This is a genomic window from Pseudomonas sp. HY13-MNA-CIBAN-0226 (assembly GCF_040310305.1).
Classification (GTDB): domain Bacteria; phylum Pseudomonadota; class Gammaproteobacteria; order Pseudomonadales; family Pseudomonadaceae; genus Aquipseudomonas; species Aquipseudomonas gregormendelii.
This window is the reverse complement of record NZ_JBEOPS010000011.1, coordinates 69,282-85,719: the sequence shown is the minus strand read 5'-3', so window position 1 is coordinate 85,719 and position 16,438 is coordinate 69,282. Positions and strand designations below refer to the sequence as shown.

Sequence of the window (16,438 nt, the reverse complement as noted above, 5' to 3'; positions counted from 1 at the left end):
GGACTTCCCCTTAACATTATTGGTTTTGGCAGGGTTGTGGATAACGTGCTTTGCGCTCCAGATCATCCAGGTCGATGTGGTTGCGCATGTACTGCTGACTGGCGTCTACCAGTGGCTGGTGATCCCAGCTCATGAGCTTGCCGATGGTCAGGGCCTCGGCCACGAATCGCCGGCGGCGCTGACTGGCGAGCACCTGTTGGTGAATCGCAGGTATGTCCCACTTGGCCCGTGCTTCGGCAAGGAACTCGGCAAACAGTGCGCTGTGTTGCGGCGACTGGCTGAGCTCTTCCTGTTCACGCGGGTCATTGTGCACATCGAAGAGTAGGCAAGGGTCGTCTTCGCTGTAGATGAATTTGTAGGCGCCGCGGCGAATCATCATCAGCGGGCTGATGGTGCCTTCGGCCATGTACTCGCCAAATGCTTCGTCGTGACCCCCCTGCCCCTTCAGGTGCGACACCAGCGAGCGGCCATCGAGCGGCAAGCCTGGCGCCAGCGAGCCGCCGGCCAATTCGACAAAGGTCGGCAAAAGGTCGGCAGTCGAGACGGCAGCGCTCACGCGGCCGGCACCAAATTGCCCCGGCGCGCTGATCAACAAGGGGACCCGGGCGGCCATCTCGAACCAGTGCATTTTGTACCAGAGCCCGCGCTCGCCGAGCATGTCGCCATGATCCCCGGAGAAGACAATAATCGTATCGTCGATCAGCCCGGTATCTTCGAGTGTTTGCAGGAGTTTGCCGACGTTGTCGTCTATATAGCTGCAGGCTCCGAAATAGGCGCGTCGCGCGTCACGGATCTTATCCACAGGCAGCGGCTTGTCCCACAAGTCGTACACCTTGAGCAGTCGCTGGGAGTGCGGGTCCAGCTCGGACTGCGCTGGCGTCTGTGGCAGCGGAATATCGCTGTCCTGGTACATATCCCAGTATTTCTTCGGGATGGTGTACGGGTCGTGGGGATGGGTCATGGACACGGTCAGGCAGAACGGCTGGTCGCCGTCCTCGCGGATGTGGTCAAACAGGTACTGCTGCGCCTTGAAGACCACTTCTTCGTCAAAATCCAGCTGGTTGGTGCGCACGCAGGGGCCAGCCTGCAGCACCGATGACATATTGTGGAACCAGGTGGGACGTACGTCGGGTTCGTCCCAGTTCACCGACCAGCCGTAGTCGGCTGGATAAATGTCACTGGTCAGGCGTTCTTCATAGCCGTGCAGTTGATCCGGACCACAGAAGTGCATCTTTCCGGACAGGGCGGTGCGGTAGCCCAGGCGGCGCAGGTAATGGGCATAGGTGGGTACGTCGGCGGGAAAGTCAGCCGCATTGTCATAGGCGCCGATCTTGCTCGGCAGCTGGCCGCTCACGAGGGTAAAACGCGACGGTGCACACAGTGGGCTGTTGCAATAAGCGGAGTCGAACACTACGCCTTCGGCAGCAAGTCGGCTGAGATTGGGTAATTTGATTGGCGAAGGGCCGTAGAACGGCAACATTGGCGCGGCCATCTGATCGGCCATGATGAAGAGAATATTCTTACGCTTCATGTGATCGCGGCATTCCATAGTGAATATTTATGCGAGAGTGCTGCGACCGAGCATGGGTGCCATGCCATTTGCGGTAAAGCCCACACCCGGCAATGACTAGGATAAGCACAGCTTATGTATGAAGCCCTCGGGAGTCTGTCCCTGGACCTGTTGCGAGCTTTTGAAGCAGCGGCACGCCAGCGAAGTTTCACCGCCGCCGCCGTGGAGCTGGGGACGACCCAACCCGCCATCAGTCAGCAAATCAAACGGCTGGAAGAGCAACTTGCCACCCGCCTGTTCGATCGGATTTATCGTGGCATTGAGCTGACAGAGGCGGGCATTGTCCTCTTCGAACAGGTGCAGCTCGGTTTGCAGAATATCGATGCAGGACTGGCGGCGATCAGTGCGCAAGATCAGCACGAGGTGCTGCAGGTCGCCACGGATTTCGCGTTCGCCGCCTATTGGTTGATGCCGCGCCTGCACCGCTTCCATGCCGCCAACCCCAATGTGGATGTCAGTCTGGTTACCAGTGAGCGCAGCCACAACATGCTGCGCAGCGATATCGATGTTGCCGTGCTGTTTGGCGACGGGCGCTTCAAGCAAGGTGAGAGTCACTGGCTGTTCAGCGAAGAAGTATTTCCGGTGTGCAGCCCGCTGCTGCTCAAAGACCGTGCGCTGCCGTTGCCGGTCCCTTCGCTGCTGGAACTGCCCCTGCTGCACCTGCGTGGCGAAAACAGCAGCAACTGGTTTGATTGGAGCGGCGTGTTTCGTGAGCTGGGGATCACTTCGGCGCCCGCACCGGGTCAGCTGCGTTTTGATAACTACACCTTGTTGATCCAGGCCGCGATTGGTGGTCAGGGCGTCGCCATCGGTTGGCGACATCTTGTGGATAACTTGCTGGCGGAGGGCTTGTTGTGTAGTCCAATCGCCGCCACGGTCATTTCACGGCTTGGCTACTACGTGGTCCTGCCTCAGCGAAAGCGCCGCGGCGAATTGATTCAGCGATTCGTTGACTGGTTGATGCAGGAGCAGACCCGCAGTGCGCAGTCGCTTAATGGCCTGCCGTTGCCGTCCATCGCGAACTGACGTCAGGCGTGATAAAGCTCACGTTGCGGTATAGGGGACTAGGTCACTTACTTGTTGTGCTGTAAGTGCCTGAACGAAAAGCTTCGGGCGATTTCAGGGAGTGGACTTCTCCAGAGTTATGCCGTACGAAAGTTCCGATCTGATAAGTCGAGTATTTAAATCATACTGTATGTTTCTTCAGGCGCTTAGTAAGATTTTGTCACACGATGCCCGTAAAATTCAAATGATTTATTGGGTTGTAAATGCTTAATATTGCAGGCTCTTAAAATAAGCCAGACATGTATTGGCTTATGTGGCTGTTTAGGAGAAATCCTATATCTATATTGAATATGCTGAGAGTTCTTGCATGCCAAACGCTATAAATCCATCAACATACTCAACTAAAAGTATACAAGAAAACACAAGCGTGACAATAGAATACTCCCAAGTTATGAAAAAGCTCATAATTGGAGGAAATGAGCCAACATCCTATACTGCGCGGTCCGTGAGGGATATTGAAAGCGCCAGACCACCACAAGCGTCCAATGGTCCGAAAAAATCAGGTAAAGGACTTATATGGAAGTTGTTACTTGCGGTGGTGGGGGGGGTGGGACTAGTAGCCTGTGGAATAGCAAGCGCGACGATCCGTCGCTCTGAGGCCTTTGGTGTTCAGCGCCTACCTGAACCAAATCGACTCACAATGTCCCCCGAACATCAGTCCATGATTGAAAGTATTCCGTTTGGAAATGAAACCGCACCCCTTGATAAATTCATTGATGCTCCCCAGCGTGGCCTGGCGGAGTTTTTGGGTTACCTGACAATCGGTGGTATGGATGCAGAAGTAGTGGCTCGGGGGGGTGGAGAGATAAAGGAAAAGTTCCCGCGAATGTTCCACTATTTAGAGGAGTCTCGACGTCAGGTAGTCGACGTTCTGAATGTATTTGAAGAAAGCTGTGAGCAACCGTGCAGCCCTCCATTACCAACGGCAGGGGAATTTAACGCAACTCAAATGTTAAAAGATTATATAGGCTATATGATGGAAGATCTAAATAAGAACCCCAAGCAAGTGGGGGAAGTATATGACAATCTTTTGTCCGAGAGGGGGCAGTCCCCGGAAGCGATCGATGGAGTTCCATCCCATATCGCCCCTTACACGAACTTGATAGAATTTCTTCGTGCGTTGGCAGAAAATCCATGCCACGCACGAGATGCAGGAGATTCCGCACGGCAATGTCTTGATTTTTTCCTTGTAGAGCAAACGCCTGAGGGTATACAAAACGATCAGGCTGATAATCGGCCTCCGACCTACGCTGCTACAGCGCATCCGATCATGACATTAATTGAAAGAAAACTTCCTATTTACTTCACAAAGAAGGTCTTTAACCTGACCAGTTACCCGACGCTCCTCACTCATATCATGCTCCATGAGATGATTCATTATGCTGGCTATATCGATCTCCTTTATGGCGGTGTTGACGTGGCGATAATGGCGCTCCCTCCGGAACAACAAGAAGAGGCTTACCTGAAAAAGTATAAAGAGCTCAGGAAGGACATTCGTTATAAAATTAATAATGCGCCCGACCCAATGAAGATTGGTCTGGTAGAGTTTTATGATAAGCAGGTGGGCAAAAATCCACAGATGACAAGTTTTGATAAACTAGAAGACCTCGCGAAAGTGCTTAAGTCAAATAATAAAGTCTGGAAAGCGTTTTGCGATCAAACGACCGATTTCATCGCTATGAGGTTTATGATTCCCTCGATGCAGCGAAACGCGGACTTGATCAACCAGATTTTTTATTCAGTAGGGTTCTGATAAAGTATGCGATAAACAGACCTGACGGCCACAAAAAACCGAGTGTAGTATCGTAGCCGCAGGTCTGATGTAGTCCTGTCTTGTACCTAACTTTGCGATGAACTTCGCAGTCATCAATCCTGGGGTTGATAGTCGTTGGACATCATTCGGCTATTCCAGGATAATGGACCGCTCCGGTTAAAAGTGTACAAGAACAAACATGGGTTGTTCATTGAACATTTGAACTGACCGATTCGATTGATACTGTACCTCGACACTCGTCCCCCTCACTTTGCAACGCCACTCGCGATAAAATTCACGTGCTCGCCGACATGTAAACGTAACTGCAGCTCATCGGCGATCCCCACCGCCACCCGGCTCAATCGCTCAAGCGGCTCTCTCAGACCCGGCTCAAGGCTACTGCTGACCTGGCTAAAGTGTTCGATGGTCAGCCCCGGAACACCCCGCGGTGCGTTAACCATTGTCCATTGCAAATCGCTGCTTTGCAGGGCCTCGCGAATTTCTTCAGCCGCATGGCGTTGCAGGCGATCCTCTATTTCCGGTTCGTCCAATACCTCGAAATCACCCACCAGGAACAGTCGCGCAATATGGGATGCCTGCATGCCTTCGATCAGCGCATCCACAGCCAACACTTGTTCCACTGGCCCCGGGATAATGGTTTTTTCCACGTATTCGCTGTTGTAAGGCAGCCCTGGCGCGTCTAACAGGCAGACCACGGCCGTGCTGCCGGCCACGCTCTGCTTTACTCGCTCGGCGTCAAACAGGTCGCCGCTCTTGGTGCGCAGCCCCGGACGCGGTGGGAGCGCTGTGAGGTCGTCGAGAATCGCGATCACTTCATGCTGACGCCGCAGCATTTCAGCCATCAGCGCACTGCCCAGGCTACTCATGGCACCATAAAGCACCACTTTCACAACGGGGGTTTCGGCATTTTTCATGGCTGGGGTCCCTTGATCACAACGTATATGGCGTGTGACCCGCGGCAATCGTTCAGGGTTCGACCGGGTTTGGAGGGTTTCAGATGCAAGGGATAAAGGGCTATCACGCCCACGTGTACTTCGATGCGAGCAACATTGATCAGGCGCGGGCACTGTGCGAGCAGGCGGCGCAGCGGTTTCCCCTGAGGATGGGGCGCGTGCACGAACGTCCGGTAGGTCCGCACCCGGACTGGAGCTGCCAGTTGGCCTTCGAGCCACACTACCTGGGCGAGGTGCTGCCGTGGCTGGCGCTCAACCGCAAGGGCCTGGTGGTGTTCCTGCATCCCGATACCGGCAACGATCTGCTGGACCACACCGAGCATGCAATCTGGATGGGGGCGATTCGACCCCTGGATTTGAGCATTTTTTGATCAGCGAGATTCACCCTCGGTCCTCTATGCGCACATGGATGCTGTCCGACGACCGGTTAAACATCCGGTCATTGCTTTCACTGGCGAAAGCTGGCTGAAAGCTTCCCCGATTAGGATCGCCTCACTCCCGGCAACAGACCGGTTGGCCCACGCGAGTGTTTTGCTGCTCGCACGGCCCATTTAACAACAACAATGGTGATCCTGATGTCCTTCTCAATCCGCCCCTGCGCTGTAACTCCGCCCGCTCGACTCGTGCTTCCCGTTCTGCGCTGACCTCACCCGGTTCGCTCATTTCCCCTAGCCGCGCCACGCCTGGAGTATTCCCATGCTGACTTTCCTTGGCTTTGCCATGGTCATCACGTTCATGTTCCTGATCATGACCAAGCGCCTGTCCGCGCTGATTGCCCTGATCATCATCCCGATTGTTTTCGCCCTGTTCGGTGGTTTTGCGCCGAAGATCGGTCCGATGATGCTCGAAGGCATCACCAAGCTCGCGCCGACCGGTGTGATGCTGATGTTCGCGATTCTGTACTTCGCCCTGATGATCGACTCCGGCCTGTTCGACCCGGCTGTGCGCAAGATCCTCAAACTGGTCAAGGGCGACCCGCTGAAAGTTTCGGTCGGCACCGCCGTACTGGCGCTCGTCGTCTCCCTTGATGGTGACGGCGCGACCACTTACATGATCTGCGTGGCGGCCATGCTGCCGCTCTACAGCCGCATCGGCATGAGCCCGCGCATCATGGCCGGCCTGATCATCCTCGCCGGCGGCGTGATGAACATGACCCCGTGGGGTGGCCCGACCGCCCGTGCCGCGAGCGCGCTGCACGTGGACCCGTCCGACATCTTCGTGCCGATGATTCCGGCGATGCTGGCGGGTGTGGTGGCGATCCTGGCAATTGCCTACTTCTACGGCAAACGCGAACGCGCTCGTCTGGGTGAACTGCACCTGGCGGGCGATGAAATTGACCACAGTGAGATCAGCGTTTCGCAATTCCCGGATGCCCGCCGTCCGAAGCTTATCTGGTTCAATGGCGCGTTGACGCTGGTGCTGATGTGCACCCTGATTGGCGGCTTGTTGCCACTGCCGGTGTTGTTCATGGTGGCGTTCAGTATCGCGATGATCGTCAACTACCCTTGCCTGCAAATGCAGAAAGATCGCGTTGCGGCCCATGCCGGCAGCGTGCTGGCAGTGGTCGGTTTGATCTTCGCGGCCGGTATTTTCACCGGTATCCTGTCGGGCACCGGCATGGTTGATGCGATGTCGAAAAGCCTGCTGGCGGTGATTCCGGATTTCCTCGGCCCGTACCTGGCAGTGATTACCGCGCTGGTGAGCATGCCGTTCACATTTTTCATGTCGAACGATGCATTTTATTACGGCGTGTTACCGGTACTTGCCGAAGCAGCGAGTCATTACGGTATAACCGCAGTTGAAATGGCACGTGCCTCGATCGTCGGTCAGCCCGTCCACTTGTTGAGCCCGCTGGTACCCTCGACTTATCTGTTGGTGGCCCTGGCCGGTATCGACTTCGGTGACCACCAGCGCTTTACCCTGAAGTGGGCAGTTCTGGTGTGCATGTGCATACTTGTTGCAGCATTGCTGATGGGGATTTTTCCGCTGTTCAGCACTCTATAAGCCCAAGACTCACCGTGAAGGGTCCTGGCTTTTTGATCGAAGCCCGGACCCTTCGTGGTTCAACACATCCTCAAAGGAATACACATGGAATGGCTGACCAACCCTGAGATCTGGGTTGCCTTCTTTACCCTGACCGCCCTGGAAATCGTCCTGGGTATCGATAACATCATCATGATTTCGATCCTGGTCAGCCGCATGCCCAAACACATGCAGGCGCGTACCCGGATCTTCGGCCTGGCGCTGGCCATGGTCACGCGAATCCTGTTGTTGCTGTCGATTACCTGGGTCATGCAGCTCACCGCAGACCTGTTCGAGGTCTTCGGCCAAGGCATTTCCGGGCGTGACCTGATCCTGTTCTTCGGCGGCCTGTTCCTGCTGTGGAAAAGCTCGCAAGAGATGTATCACGCGCTGGAAGGCGAAGACGAGACCGGTGAGGAACCGACCGGCAAGGGTGGCAACTTCCTGTACACCATCATCCAGATCGCGATCATCGACATCGTGTTCTCCCTGGATTCTGTGATCACGGCAGTGGGCATGGTCTCCCATGTACCGGTCATGGTCGCGGCCATTGTTGTCGCCGTACTGGTGATGATGTTGGCGGCCGGCACTATCAGCTCGTTCATCGACAAGCACCCGTCGTTGAAAATGCTGGCGTTGTCGTTCCTGCTGGTAGTCGGCACCGTGTTGATCGCCGAGTCGTTCGAAGTCCACGTACCCAAAGGCTACGTCTACTTCGCCATGGCGTTCTCGCTGGCGGTGGAAGCGTTCAACATCAAGATGCGCACTGCCATGGCAAGAAAGCGCAAGCAGCAGGACCCGGTGAAACTGCGCAAGGATATTCCTGGCCAGTAATATCGCTAACCTGCATGAAACCTGGGGGAGCGAGCCTGCTCGCGATGGTCGTCAACGATAACGCGTACTGACTGAGTCAACTCGTTGTCCTCGATACCATCGCGAGCAGGCTCGCTCCCACAGGGCATGAATGGGGACCTCAGGGTCCCTATTTTGTTTTTCCATCCAGCTGTTTTTATGACACTTTTGTTTCAATCATCTGTTTAGCTATGCGATGCTGGCGCGCAGACCGTTAGCCAACTACAGCTTAAGTACAGAACGTAGAAAAACGCGCGGCACGTCAACTTGCTCCTTTGGGGCGCTACCACCACAGGGGGCCTTTATGCTCACCCTGCTCAATTTGTTATCTGCTGTGGCCCTGCTGATCTGGGGCACGCACATCGTCCGAACCGGCATCCTGCGGGTCTACGGGTCCAATCTGCGCCATGTGATTGGCCAGAACATGTCCAGGCGCTGGCTGGCGTTTATTTCCGGCATCGTCGTGACGGCCATGGTCCAGAGCAGTAACGCCACGGCCATGCTGGTCACTTCGTTTGTTGGCCAGGGCCTGATGGCACTGACCCCGGCGCTGGCGACCATGCTTGGCGCAGACGTCGGCACGGCGTTGATGGCCCGGGTACTGACTTTCGATCTGTCCTGGTTGTCGCCGCTGCTGATTTTTGTCGGGGTGATTTTCTTCCTGTCCCGCAAGCAGACGCGACTTGGGCAGATGGGACGGGTCAGCATTGGTCTGGGCTTGATCATTCTGGCGCTGCAGCTGATCGTTGAATCCGCCGCGCCGATCACCCAGGCCCAAGGCGTAAAGGTGATTTTCGCCTCGCTGACCGGCGATATCCTGCTCGACGCCCTGGTCGGCGCGCTGTTTGCGATGGTCTCCTACTCAAGCCTCGCCGCCGTGCTGCTCACCGCCACGCTTGCCGGCGCGGGAGTGATCAGCCTGCCGGTGGCTATCGGCCTGGTGATTGGCGCGAACATCGGCAGCGGCGTGCTGGCCTTCCTCAGCACCAGCATGCAAAACGCCGCAGGCCGGCAGGTTGCGCTCGGCAGCCTGTTGTACAAACTGATAGGGCTATTGCTGATCATTCCGGTGCTGGACCCTTTGGTGCACTGGATCGACAGCCTCGACTTCAGCCCGCAGGAAATGGTCATCGGTTTCCATTTGCTCTACAACACCGTGCGCTGCCTGATCCTACTGCCCAGCGTGGGGCCGATGGCCAGGTTGTGTGCCTGGTTGCTGCCGGAACGTCCGGAGATCAATGGCACGGCCAGACCTCGCCACCTGGACCTGACTGCGCTGGTCACACCCAGCCTGGCGCTGGCCAATGCGGCACGGGAAACCCTGCGCATCGGCGACCTGATCGATAACATGCTCGAAGCCATGCTTGATGTGCTGCACGGCAAGCAGACGGCCGTGACTCAGGAAATGCGCCGCCTGACGGATGATGTTGAATCGCTCTACAGCGCGATCAAGCTGTACCTGGCGCAAATGCCCCGGGAAGACTTGAGCGAGCAGGACAGTCGACGCTGGGCGGAGACCATCGAGCTGGCGATCAATCTAAAGCTTGCCAGCGACCTGATCGAACGCATGCTGCGCAAGGTCCAGCAACAGAAGACTTCGCAGCGTCGGTCATTTTCCGAAGTGGGCCTGGAGGAGTTGGCGGGGCTGCACAGCCAACTGATCTCCAACCTGCGCCTGGGGTTGTCGGTGTACCTCTGTTCCGACAAGGAAAGCGCCCGCCAGTTGTTGCGTGAGAAACGTCGCTTTCGCGCGCAGGAACGGCGCCTGGCGCATGCGCATGTGAGCCGTTTGCAGCGCAAGATTGTGCAGAGTATCGAGACTAGCTCCTTGCATCTGGAGCTGATTGCCGACATGAAGCGCCTCAATTCACTGTTTTGCAGCAGTGCCTATGCAGTGCTGGAAACGTCCGACACAGGTGCGCTGGCGGTGGACGATTTGGCGGACATCACACATTCGCCTTGAACGTCTGCCAAGGTGGTGAGTCAGTAACATTGGTTCAGCCTCAAGACCGCTTTCGCGAGCAAGCCCGCTCCCACAGGGGGTTGTGAGCCCCAAAAAATCTACTGGGGGAGCGGCTTGCCCGCGAAAGCGGCCTGACTGACGACATGGATCTCCGATTAGGTTGCCTGGAAGCCCGTTATGCGTTGCCTGTTGTTCGCCTGTCTACTGCTTGGCTCATTACCCTCATTCGCCCTGGATCGCTTCCAGGTCGAGGGTTATACGCTGCCCAACGGTTTGCAATTGCTGCTCAAGCCCGGCATGGACCGTGGTCATGTGGCGATTCGCCTGGTGGTGGGCGTCGGGCTGGATGACTTCGGTTGCGCCGACAAGGAGCTGCCGCACCTGCTCGAACATCTGTTGTTCAGCGGCATCGACGCCACCGGCGAAGGTGGGCTGGAAGAGCGCATGCAGGCCCTGGGCGGCGAATGGAATGCCTACACCAGCAACGCCGACACCACGTTCGTCATAGAGGCGCCGGCGAAAAACCAGCGCAAAGTGCTGGATCTGTTGCTGGCCCTGTTGACCCAGACCCGTTTTGACGACAACGCGATCAATGCCGCCAAGCAGGTGGTGGAGCGTGAGGACGGTGGCCACTATTCTCACCTGCAGCGTTGGCTCGATCGTCAGGATCTGGGCCATACCGCGAGTAACCAGCTGGCAGTGGAACTGGGCCTCAAATGCCCTGAGCGCGCGCAAGTCGATCACCTGACTCGCGAGCAGCTCGAGGACGTGCGCAACGCCTGGTACGCCCCCAACAACATGACGTTGATCGTGGTCGGCGACCTTGATCGCCTGCTGCCAGCCTACCTGGAGCGGGCCTATGGCGAGCTCGAGGCGGTTGACCCGACCGATCACCCGCCCCTGCCGGAAATCAAGGCAACGGCTGCCCACGAGCGCACGTTGAGCCACGGCCTGGTTGGCAACGGCGCCAAGCTGCACTGGCTGGTGCCCGAGCCGGTACTGGAGGACCAGCACGACGAGACCTTTGATTTGCTCAAGGACTACCTGGACTGGGCGCTCTACCGCCAGATGCGCCTGGCACATAGCCTGTCCTACGGGCCCTCGGCCGAGCGCGAGGTGTTCGGCGGGGTCGGTTTCATGAGCCTCAATGCGGACTTGGAGCGCGATGATTTGCCCGCAGCCAAGCAGGTCCTGGAAGAACTCAAGGCCGGCCTGCTCAAGGACGGTCTAAACGTCGAGACTTTCAACCGCCTCAAACAGGCCGCCATCGCGCGCCAGGCCTGGGCCGTGCAGGGCAACAGTGCGCTGGCCGATTATTACTGGGGCGCGCTGGGTGACTTCCAGAACGGGCGCTTTGCTGACCCGGCCAGGGATCTGCAGGGCGTCACCCTGGAAGAAGCCAACCGGGCCATGCGCTCGTTGTTGTTGCAGCCGGGGTATCTGCGCATTGAAAAGCCGTTGGTCAGTGATGATGAGTTGATCTGGCTGGTGGCCGGGATGTTGGGCCTGCTGGTACTTGGATTGTTGGCGTGGCGTTTGCGCCGAAAGATTTCATGACGACGGGGGCGAGCCTGCTCGCCACACCGCCCTCCCGGGCGGTAATCTGTCGAGGATTTTTCCTACGACTAGTGCGAACCGCCGAATGCCAACCCTGACCCTGTACGTGCAGCGCATACTGGAATTGATGAAGCGCTACCCCGGGGTCATTGCGCTCGGTGGTTTTATCTCCGGGGTCGGCAGCTTCATTCTGGTCGATCGCCAGCAAGGGCTGGCGACCTGGATCACCATCATCATGGTTCTCAGCTGGATCTGGCTGATGCTGGAAAACAGCCTGACCAAGCTGTTTGCCAAAATCTTCAAGCGCGAGATCCCCCAGCCCTTGCTGCGCTACGCCACGCAGATGATCCACCAGGAAAGCCTGTTCTTCGTCCTGCCGTTCTTTTTCATCACCACCACCTGGAACAGCGGGCAGTTGTTCTTTACCGGGCTGCTGTGTATCGCCGCGCTGATATCGATCATCGACCCGCTCTACTACAAGTGGCTGGCTCCCCGCCGCTGGGCGTTCCTGGCCCTGCATACGCTGACTTTGTTCGCTGCGCTGCTGACCGCCCTGCCCGTCATTCTGCACCTGACTACAGCCCAGAGCTTCAAACTGGCCCTGGGCACTGCGGTGGTCCTGTCGTTCCCCAGCCTGGCGTCGATCTTTCCCATTCGCACGGTACGCAACGCGGTGGCGATCCTGAGTATCACCGTGGGGATCGGTGGCGTCGGCTGGGTGCTGCGTTCCTGGGTGCCGCCGGCGACACTGTGGATGACCGATGTTGCCATCAGCACGCAACTGCAGGACCGCACCCCTGGCGACAGCCTGGATGAAGTCACGGTCGAGCAGATCCGTGGTGGCGGGCTGTATGCCTACACCGCGATCAACGCGCCACGCGGGCTGGACGAGCGGATTTACCACGTGTGGAAGTTCAACGGCAAAGAGGTCGATCGCATCCCGCTGGATATCCATGGCGGGCGCAAGGAAGGCTATCGCGCGTGGACTCACAAGCAGAACTTCCCGGGCAATCCGGCCGGTAACTGGCAGGTGCGGGTGCTCACCGAGGATGGCCAGGTCATTGGCGTGTTACGTTTCAAGATCACAGACAGCACACCGATCAAAGAAAAGTAATACGCTGCGTGATATTACGTACCACAGTCATTGAGTCGAACAAGCATGGAGCTTATGACCAGCAGTACAACGGCCGGCAACGCCCAACTGGACGCCTCTCACTCTCCTGCACAATTGCGGGTCACGGGTGACTGGACGCTTGCCCATTACACCAACCTCAACGGCCTTTGCGAAACCATTCGCGGCCAATACGACGACAGCACCCACATCGACCTCAATGGCCTGGGCGCCCTCGATACGGCCGGCGCGTCGTTGTTGGTGGAGTTGTTGGGATCCGAACGGCTTGGCAAGTCCGCCGAGCACCCGGACTGCACCTTGTCCGGCGCCGATCGCGCACTGCTGCAAACCGTCTATTGTTCCATGACTGATTTCTGCGTGCCGATCAAGGAGCCCGAAGTCAGCGTCGGCATCCAACTGCTGACGCGCATCGGGCGCGCGGTGGACGCGGTCTGGCAAGACACCCTGCAGTTGCTCGGGTTTGTCGGCCTGATCCTGGAAACCATCGCCCGCGGCCTGTTTCGCCCTAAACGCTGGCGCATCACGCCAATGGTGGCGCACATCGAGCAAACCGGTCTGGACGCTGCGCCGATTGTTGCCCTGCTGACCTTCCTGGTCGGTGCTGTGGTGGCATTTCTGGGGGCGACGGTGCTGGCGAGTTTTGGTGCGAGTATCTTTACCGTGGACCTGGTGGCGTTCTCGTTCCTGCGCGAGTTCGGCGTGCTGCTCACCGCGATCCTGATGGCCGGCCGCACCGCCAGCGCCTTCACCGCCCAGATAGGGTCGATGAAGGCCAACGAAGAAATCGATGCCATTCGCACATTGGGCCTGGACCCCATGGAGCTGCTGGTCGTGCCGCGAGTCCTTGCGCTGCTGGTCGCGCTGCCGATGCTGACGTTTCTGGCGATGCTCTCCGGGATTATCGGCGGCGGTGTGGTGTGCGCGGTTTCGCTGGATATCTCCCCGGCGATGTTCCTCTCGCTGTTGCAATCGGATATTGGCGTTCAGCACTTCCTGGTGGGCATCGTCAAAGCGCCGATCTTCGCCTTCCTGATTGCCGCCATCGGTTGTCTGGAGGGCTTCAAGGTCAGCGGCAGCGCCGAGTCCGTTGGGGCACACACCACGTCGAGTGTGGTCCAGTCGATTTTTGTGGTGATTGTGCTCGATGCCGTGGCCGCGCTGTTTTTCATGGAGATGGGCTGGTGAGTCGTCAACCCCGAGCGTCCTCCGAGGCGGTGATCGAAGTCCGCGGCTTGTGCAATCGTTTCGGCAGCCAGAGCGTGCACGAGAATCTCGACCTGGACTTGTACAAAGGCGAGATTCTCGCCGTGGTCGGTGGTTCCGGCAGCGGCAAATCGGTGCTGTTGCGCAGCATCGTCGGCTTGCGCCAGCCCAGCGAGGGCATGGTGAAGGTCTTCGGGAAAAACCTGCCGGCCCTTCCCGAGCACGAGCGCTCGCTGGTGGAGCGCCGTTTTGGCGTGCTGTTCCAGAAAGGCGCCCTGTTCTCCTCGCTGACCGTCACCGAGAACGTCGCCCTGCCCCTAATCGAGCACGCGGGGTTGAGCCGCAATGACGCCGAGCACCTGGCGGCGGTAAAGCTGGCCTTGGCGGGCTTGCCGCTGTCTGCTGCGGACAAGTACCCCGCTTCGCTGTCCGGCGGGATGATCAAGCGCGCCGCACTGGCTCGCGCGCTGGCGCTGGATCCGGACATCCTGTTTCTCGACGAGCCCACCGCCGGCCTTGATCCCATCGGCGCTGCCGCTTTCGACCAATTGATCCTGACCCTGCGTGATGCGCTGGGCTTGAGTGTGTTTCTGGTCACCCACGACCTGGACACCCTCTACACCATCACCGATCGAGTGGCGGTGCTGGCGCAGAAAAAAGTGCTGGTGGCGGATGCCATCGACAAGGTTTCGGAAACCGACGATGCGTGGATTCACGAATATTTCCACGGCCCTCGCGGCCGCGCGGCGCTGACTGCCGCTCAACAGCTCAACGAGGTCTGACATGGAAACCCGAGCCCATCACGTACTGATCGGCCTGTTCACGGTAATTGTGGTGGCAGCCGCCCTGCTCTTCGGGCTCTGGCTGGCCAAGTCCAGTGTGGATACCGAGTTCAAGGACTACGAAATCGTGTTCAACGAGGCGGTCAGCGGCCTGTCCAAAGGCAGCGCCGTGCAATACAGCGGGATCAAGGTCGGCGACGTGGTGACCCTGCGCCTGGACCCGAACGATCCGCGTCGGGTATTGGCGCGGATTCGCCTCGGCGGCGAGACGCCGATCAAGGAAGACACCCAGGCCAAACTGGCGCTGACCGGGATCACCGGCACGTCGATCATCCAGCTGAGCGGCGGCACGCCCCAGAGCCCGACGCTCAAGGGCAAGGACGGCAAACTGCCGGTGATCGTAGCGGCGCCCTCGCCCATCGCTCGCCTGCTGAACGACAGCAACGACCTGATGGCGGGCGTCAACACGCTGATGCACAACGCCAACCTGATGTTCTCCACGGAAAACGTCGAGCGCATCAGCAAGACCCTGGAGCACCTGGAGCAGACGACTGGCACCATCGCAGACCAGCGCGGCGATATCCGCCAGGCCATGCAACAACTGGCATCGGTGGGCAAGCAGGCCGGCGCCATGCTGGAACAGACCTCTGCGCTGATGCGCAATGCCAACGGCCTGCTCAATGATCAGGGCAAGCAGATGTTCGGCAGTGCCGAGCAGGCCATGAAGTCGCTGGAACAGAGCAGCGCCACGATCAACCAGTTGCTGTCCAGCAATCAGGACTCGCTCAACAATGGCATGCAGGGTCTTAACGGGCTCGCACCCGCTGTGCGTGAACTGCGCGATACGCTGACCTCGTTGCGCGCCATCTCCCAGCGCCTGGAAGCCAATCCCAGCGGATATCTGCTGGGCAACGACAAGAACAAGGAATTCACCCCATGAAGCTGACCCGCGCCCTGCTCTTCACCGGTTTTGCGCTGATCAGTGCCTGCTCGATCCTGCCCAAGGCGGATCCGTCGGATGTGTATCGACTGCCATCGCCTCAAGGCGCTGCTCCGGTCAGGCACGACGCCGTTCAGCCGTGGTCGTTGCGTCTGGCCAAACCCCAAGCAAGTCAGGCACTGAACAGCCCGAACATCGCCGTCATTCCCCAGGGCGACCTGATCAGCAGTTACAAAGCCTCGCGCTGGAGTGACCCTGCTCCCGTGTTGCTGCGCAATCGCCTGCTGGATGGCTTTCAGCGTGACGGCCGGGTACCGTTGCTAAGCACTGACGACAGCAACTTCCAGGCGGACCTGGAGCTCGGTGGCAATTTGCAGGCGTTCCAGACCGAGTATCAGGGTACGGCAGCTACCGTGGTGGTGCGTCTGGATGCGTTGTTGGTGCGCGGGTATGACCAGCGGATTCTCGCCAGTCGCCGCTTTGAAGTGCGCCAGCCGCTGACCGACGTGCAGGTGCCGGCCGTGGTGGCCGGGTTTGGCCTGGCGAGCGACCAGCTGACGGCGCAGGTGGTGGATTGGGCGGTGGCGCAAGGCCAAAAAGCAGCCCCGCTGCCGCGCCCATAAAT

General features: G+C 58.3%; 14 protein-coding genes. 12 read left to right on the top strand and 2 right to left on the bottom strand.

Features of this window, described 5'->3' with window-relative positions:
• Positions 1-16: 16 nt before the first annotated feature.
• Positions 17-1,531 (bottom strand): choline-sulfatase, encoded by a 1,515-nt coding sequence (betC, locus tag AAEZ05_RS13950; RefSeq protein ID WP_350647790.1) that lies wholly within the window; start codon positions 1,529-1,531, stop codon positions 17-19.
• A 114-nt stretch (positions 1,532-1,645) separates the two neighbouring features.
• On the opposite strand from betC, the gene AAEZ05_RS13945 reads away from it, so the two are divergent.
• Both AAEZ05_RS13945 and AAEZ05_RS13940 read left to right on the top strand, forming a co-directional pair.
• A complete protein-coding gene (locus AAEZ05_RS13945; RefSeq protein ID WP_045061215.1) occupies positions 1,646-2,596 on the top strand; it encodes a choline sulfate utilization transcriptional regulator in 951 nt (316 codons plus the stop codon).
• Positions 2,597-3,026: 430 nt separating this feature from the next.
• The gene (locus AAEZ05_RS13940; RefSeq protein ID WP_350647787.1) at positions 3,027-4,388 is read left to right on the top strand and encodes a hypothetical protein; all 1,362 of its coding nucleotides are present in this window, start codon (positions 3,027-3,029) and stop codon (positions 4,386-4,388) included.
• A 266-nt stretch (positions 4,389-4,654) separates the two neighbouring features.
• Here AAEZ05_RS13940 and AAEZ05_RS13935 read toward each other — a convergent pair whose 3' ends face one another.
• Positions 4,655-5,323, bottom strand: a complete 669-nt coding sequence (locus tag AAEZ05_RS13935; protein WP_350647785.1) for an NAD(P)-dependent oxidoreductase — start codon at positions 5,321-5,323, stop codon at positions 4,655-4,657.
• A gap of 83 nt (positions 5,324-5,406) precedes the next feature.
• On the opposite strand from AAEZ05_RS13935, the gene AAEZ05_RS13930 reads away from it, so the two are divergent.
• The 10 genes from AAEZ05_RS13930 (at position 5,407) to AAEZ05_RS13885 (ending at position 16,436) form a co-directional block, all read left to right on the top strand.
• A complete protein-coding gene (locus AAEZ05_RS13930; protein WP_045061649.1) occupies positions 5,407-5,733 on the top strand; it encodes a DOPA 4,5-dioxygenase family protein in 327 nt (108 codons plus the stop codon).
• A 325-nt stretch (positions 5,734-6,058) separates the two neighbouring features.
• A complete protein-coding gene (locus tag AAEZ05_RS13925) occupies positions 6,059-7,366 on the top strand; it encodes a CitMHS family transporter (RefSeq protein ID WP_045061648.1) in 1,308 nt (435 codons plus the stop codon).
• A gap of 84 nt (positions 7,367-7,450) precedes the next feature.
• Complete coding sequence (locus tag AAEZ05_RS13920; protein ID WP_045061647.1) at positions 7,451-8,218, top strand: TerC family protein; 768 nt, start codon at positions 7,451-7,453, stop codon at positions 8,216-8,218.
• Between the two features lie 322 nt (positions 8,219-8,540).
• Entirely contained in the window at positions 8,541-10,199 is a 1,659-nt protein-coding gene (locus tag AAEZ05_RS13915) for a Na/Pi cotransporter family protein (protein ID WP_350647782.1), read from the top strand.
• A gap of 177 nt (positions 10,200-10,376) precedes the next feature.
• Complete coding sequence (locus tag AAEZ05_RS13910) at positions 10,377-11,756, top strand: M16 family metallopeptidase (protein WP_350600737.1); 1,380 nt, start codon at positions 10,377-10,379, stop codon at positions 11,754-11,756.
• 85 nt (positions 11,757-11,841) lie between these two features.
• The gene (locus AAEZ05_RS13905; RefSeq protein WP_045061644.1) at positions 11,842-12,870 is read left to right on the top strand and encodes a DUF5924 family protein; all 1,029 of its coding nucleotides are present in this window, start codon (positions 11,842-11,844) and stop codon (positions 12,868-12,870) included.
• A gap of 54 nt (positions 12,871-12,924) precedes the next feature.
• Positions 12,925-14,073, top strand: coding sequence for an ABC transporter permease (locus tag AAEZ05_RS13900; protein ID WP_350647780.1), 1,149 nt, complete (start codon positions 12,925-12,927; stop codon positions 14,071-14,073).
• Complete coding sequence (locus tag AAEZ05_RS13895) at positions 14,070-14,873, top strand: ABC transporter ATP-binding protein (RefSeq protein ID WP_045061642.1); 804 nt, start codon at positions 14,070-14,072, stop codon at positions 14,871-14,873. The genes AAEZ05_RS13900 and AAEZ05_RS13895 overlap by 4 nt, the downstream gene beginning before the upstream one ends.
• A gap of 1 nt (position 14,874) precedes the next feature.
• The gene (locus tag AAEZ05_RS13890; protein WP_350647778.1) at positions 14,875-15,813 is read left to right on the top strand and encodes an MlaD family protein; all 939 of its coding nucleotides are present in this window, start codon (positions 14,875-14,877) and stop codon (positions 15,811-15,813) included.
• Positions 15,810-16,436, top strand: coding sequence for an ABC-type transport auxiliary lipoprotein family protein (locus AAEZ05_RS13885; RefSeq protein ID WP_350647776.1), 627 nt, complete (start codon positions 15,810-15,812; stop codon positions 16,434-16,436). The genes AAEZ05_RS13890 and AAEZ05_RS13885 overlap by 4 nt, the downstream gene beginning before the upstream one ends.
• Positions 16,437-16,438: the final 2 nt, after the last annotated feature.

Bases quoted from the DNA above. Each gene is read 5' to 3' on its own strand.
- betC (WP_350647790.1), bottom strand. From the start codon at position 1,531: ATGAAGCGTAAGAATATTCTCTTCATCATGGCCGATCAGATGGCCGCG.
- AAEZ05_RS13945 (WP_045061215.1), top strand. From the start codon at position 1,646: ATGTATGAAGCCCTCGGGAGTCTGTCCCTGGACCTGTTGCGAGCTTTT.
- AAEZ05_RS13940 (WP_350647787.1), top strand. From the start codon at position 3,027: ATGAAAAAGCTCATAATTGGAGGAAATGAGCCAACATCCTATACTGCG.
- AAEZ05_RS13935 (WP_350647785.1), bottom strand. From the start codon at position 5,323: ATGAAAAATGCCGAAACCCCCGTTGTGAAAGTGGTGCTTTATGGTGCC.
- AAEZ05_RS13930 (WP_045061649.1), top strand. From the start codon at position 5,407: ATGCAAGGGATAAAGGGCTATCACGCCCACGTGTACTTCGATGCGAGC.
- AAEZ05_RS13925 (WP_045061648.1), top strand. From the start codon at position 6,059: ATGCTGACTTTCCTTGGCTTTGCCATGGTCATCACGTTCATGTTCCTG.
- AAEZ05_RS13920 (WP_045061647.1), top strand. From the start codon at position 7,451: ATGGAATGGCTGACCAACCCTGAGATCTGGGTTGCCTTCTTTACCCTG.
- AAEZ05_RS13915 (WP_350647782.1), top strand. From the start codon at position 8,541: ATGCTCACCCTGCTCAATTTGTTATCTGCTGTGGCCCTGCTGATCTGG.
- AAEZ05_RS13910 (WP_350600737.1), top strand. From the start codon at position 10,377: ATGCGTTGCCTGTTGTTCGCCTGTCTACTGCTTGGCTCATTACCCTCA.
- AAEZ05_RS13905 (WP_045061644.1), top strand. From the start codon at position 11,842: ATGCCAACCCTGACCCTGTACGTGCAGCGCATACTGGAATTGATGAAG.
- AAEZ05_RS13900 (WP_350647780.1), top strand. From the start codon at position 12,925: ATGACCAGCAGTACAACGGCCGGCAACGCCCAACTGGACGCCTCTCAC.
- AAEZ05_RS13890 (WP_350647778.1), top strand. From the start codon at position 14,875: ATGGAAACCCGAGCCCATCACGTACTGATCGGCCTGTTCACGGTAATT.
- AAEZ05_RS13885 (WP_350647776.1), top strand. From the start codon at position 15,810: ATGAAGCTGACCCGCGCCCTGCTCTTCACCGGTTTTGCGCTGATCAGT.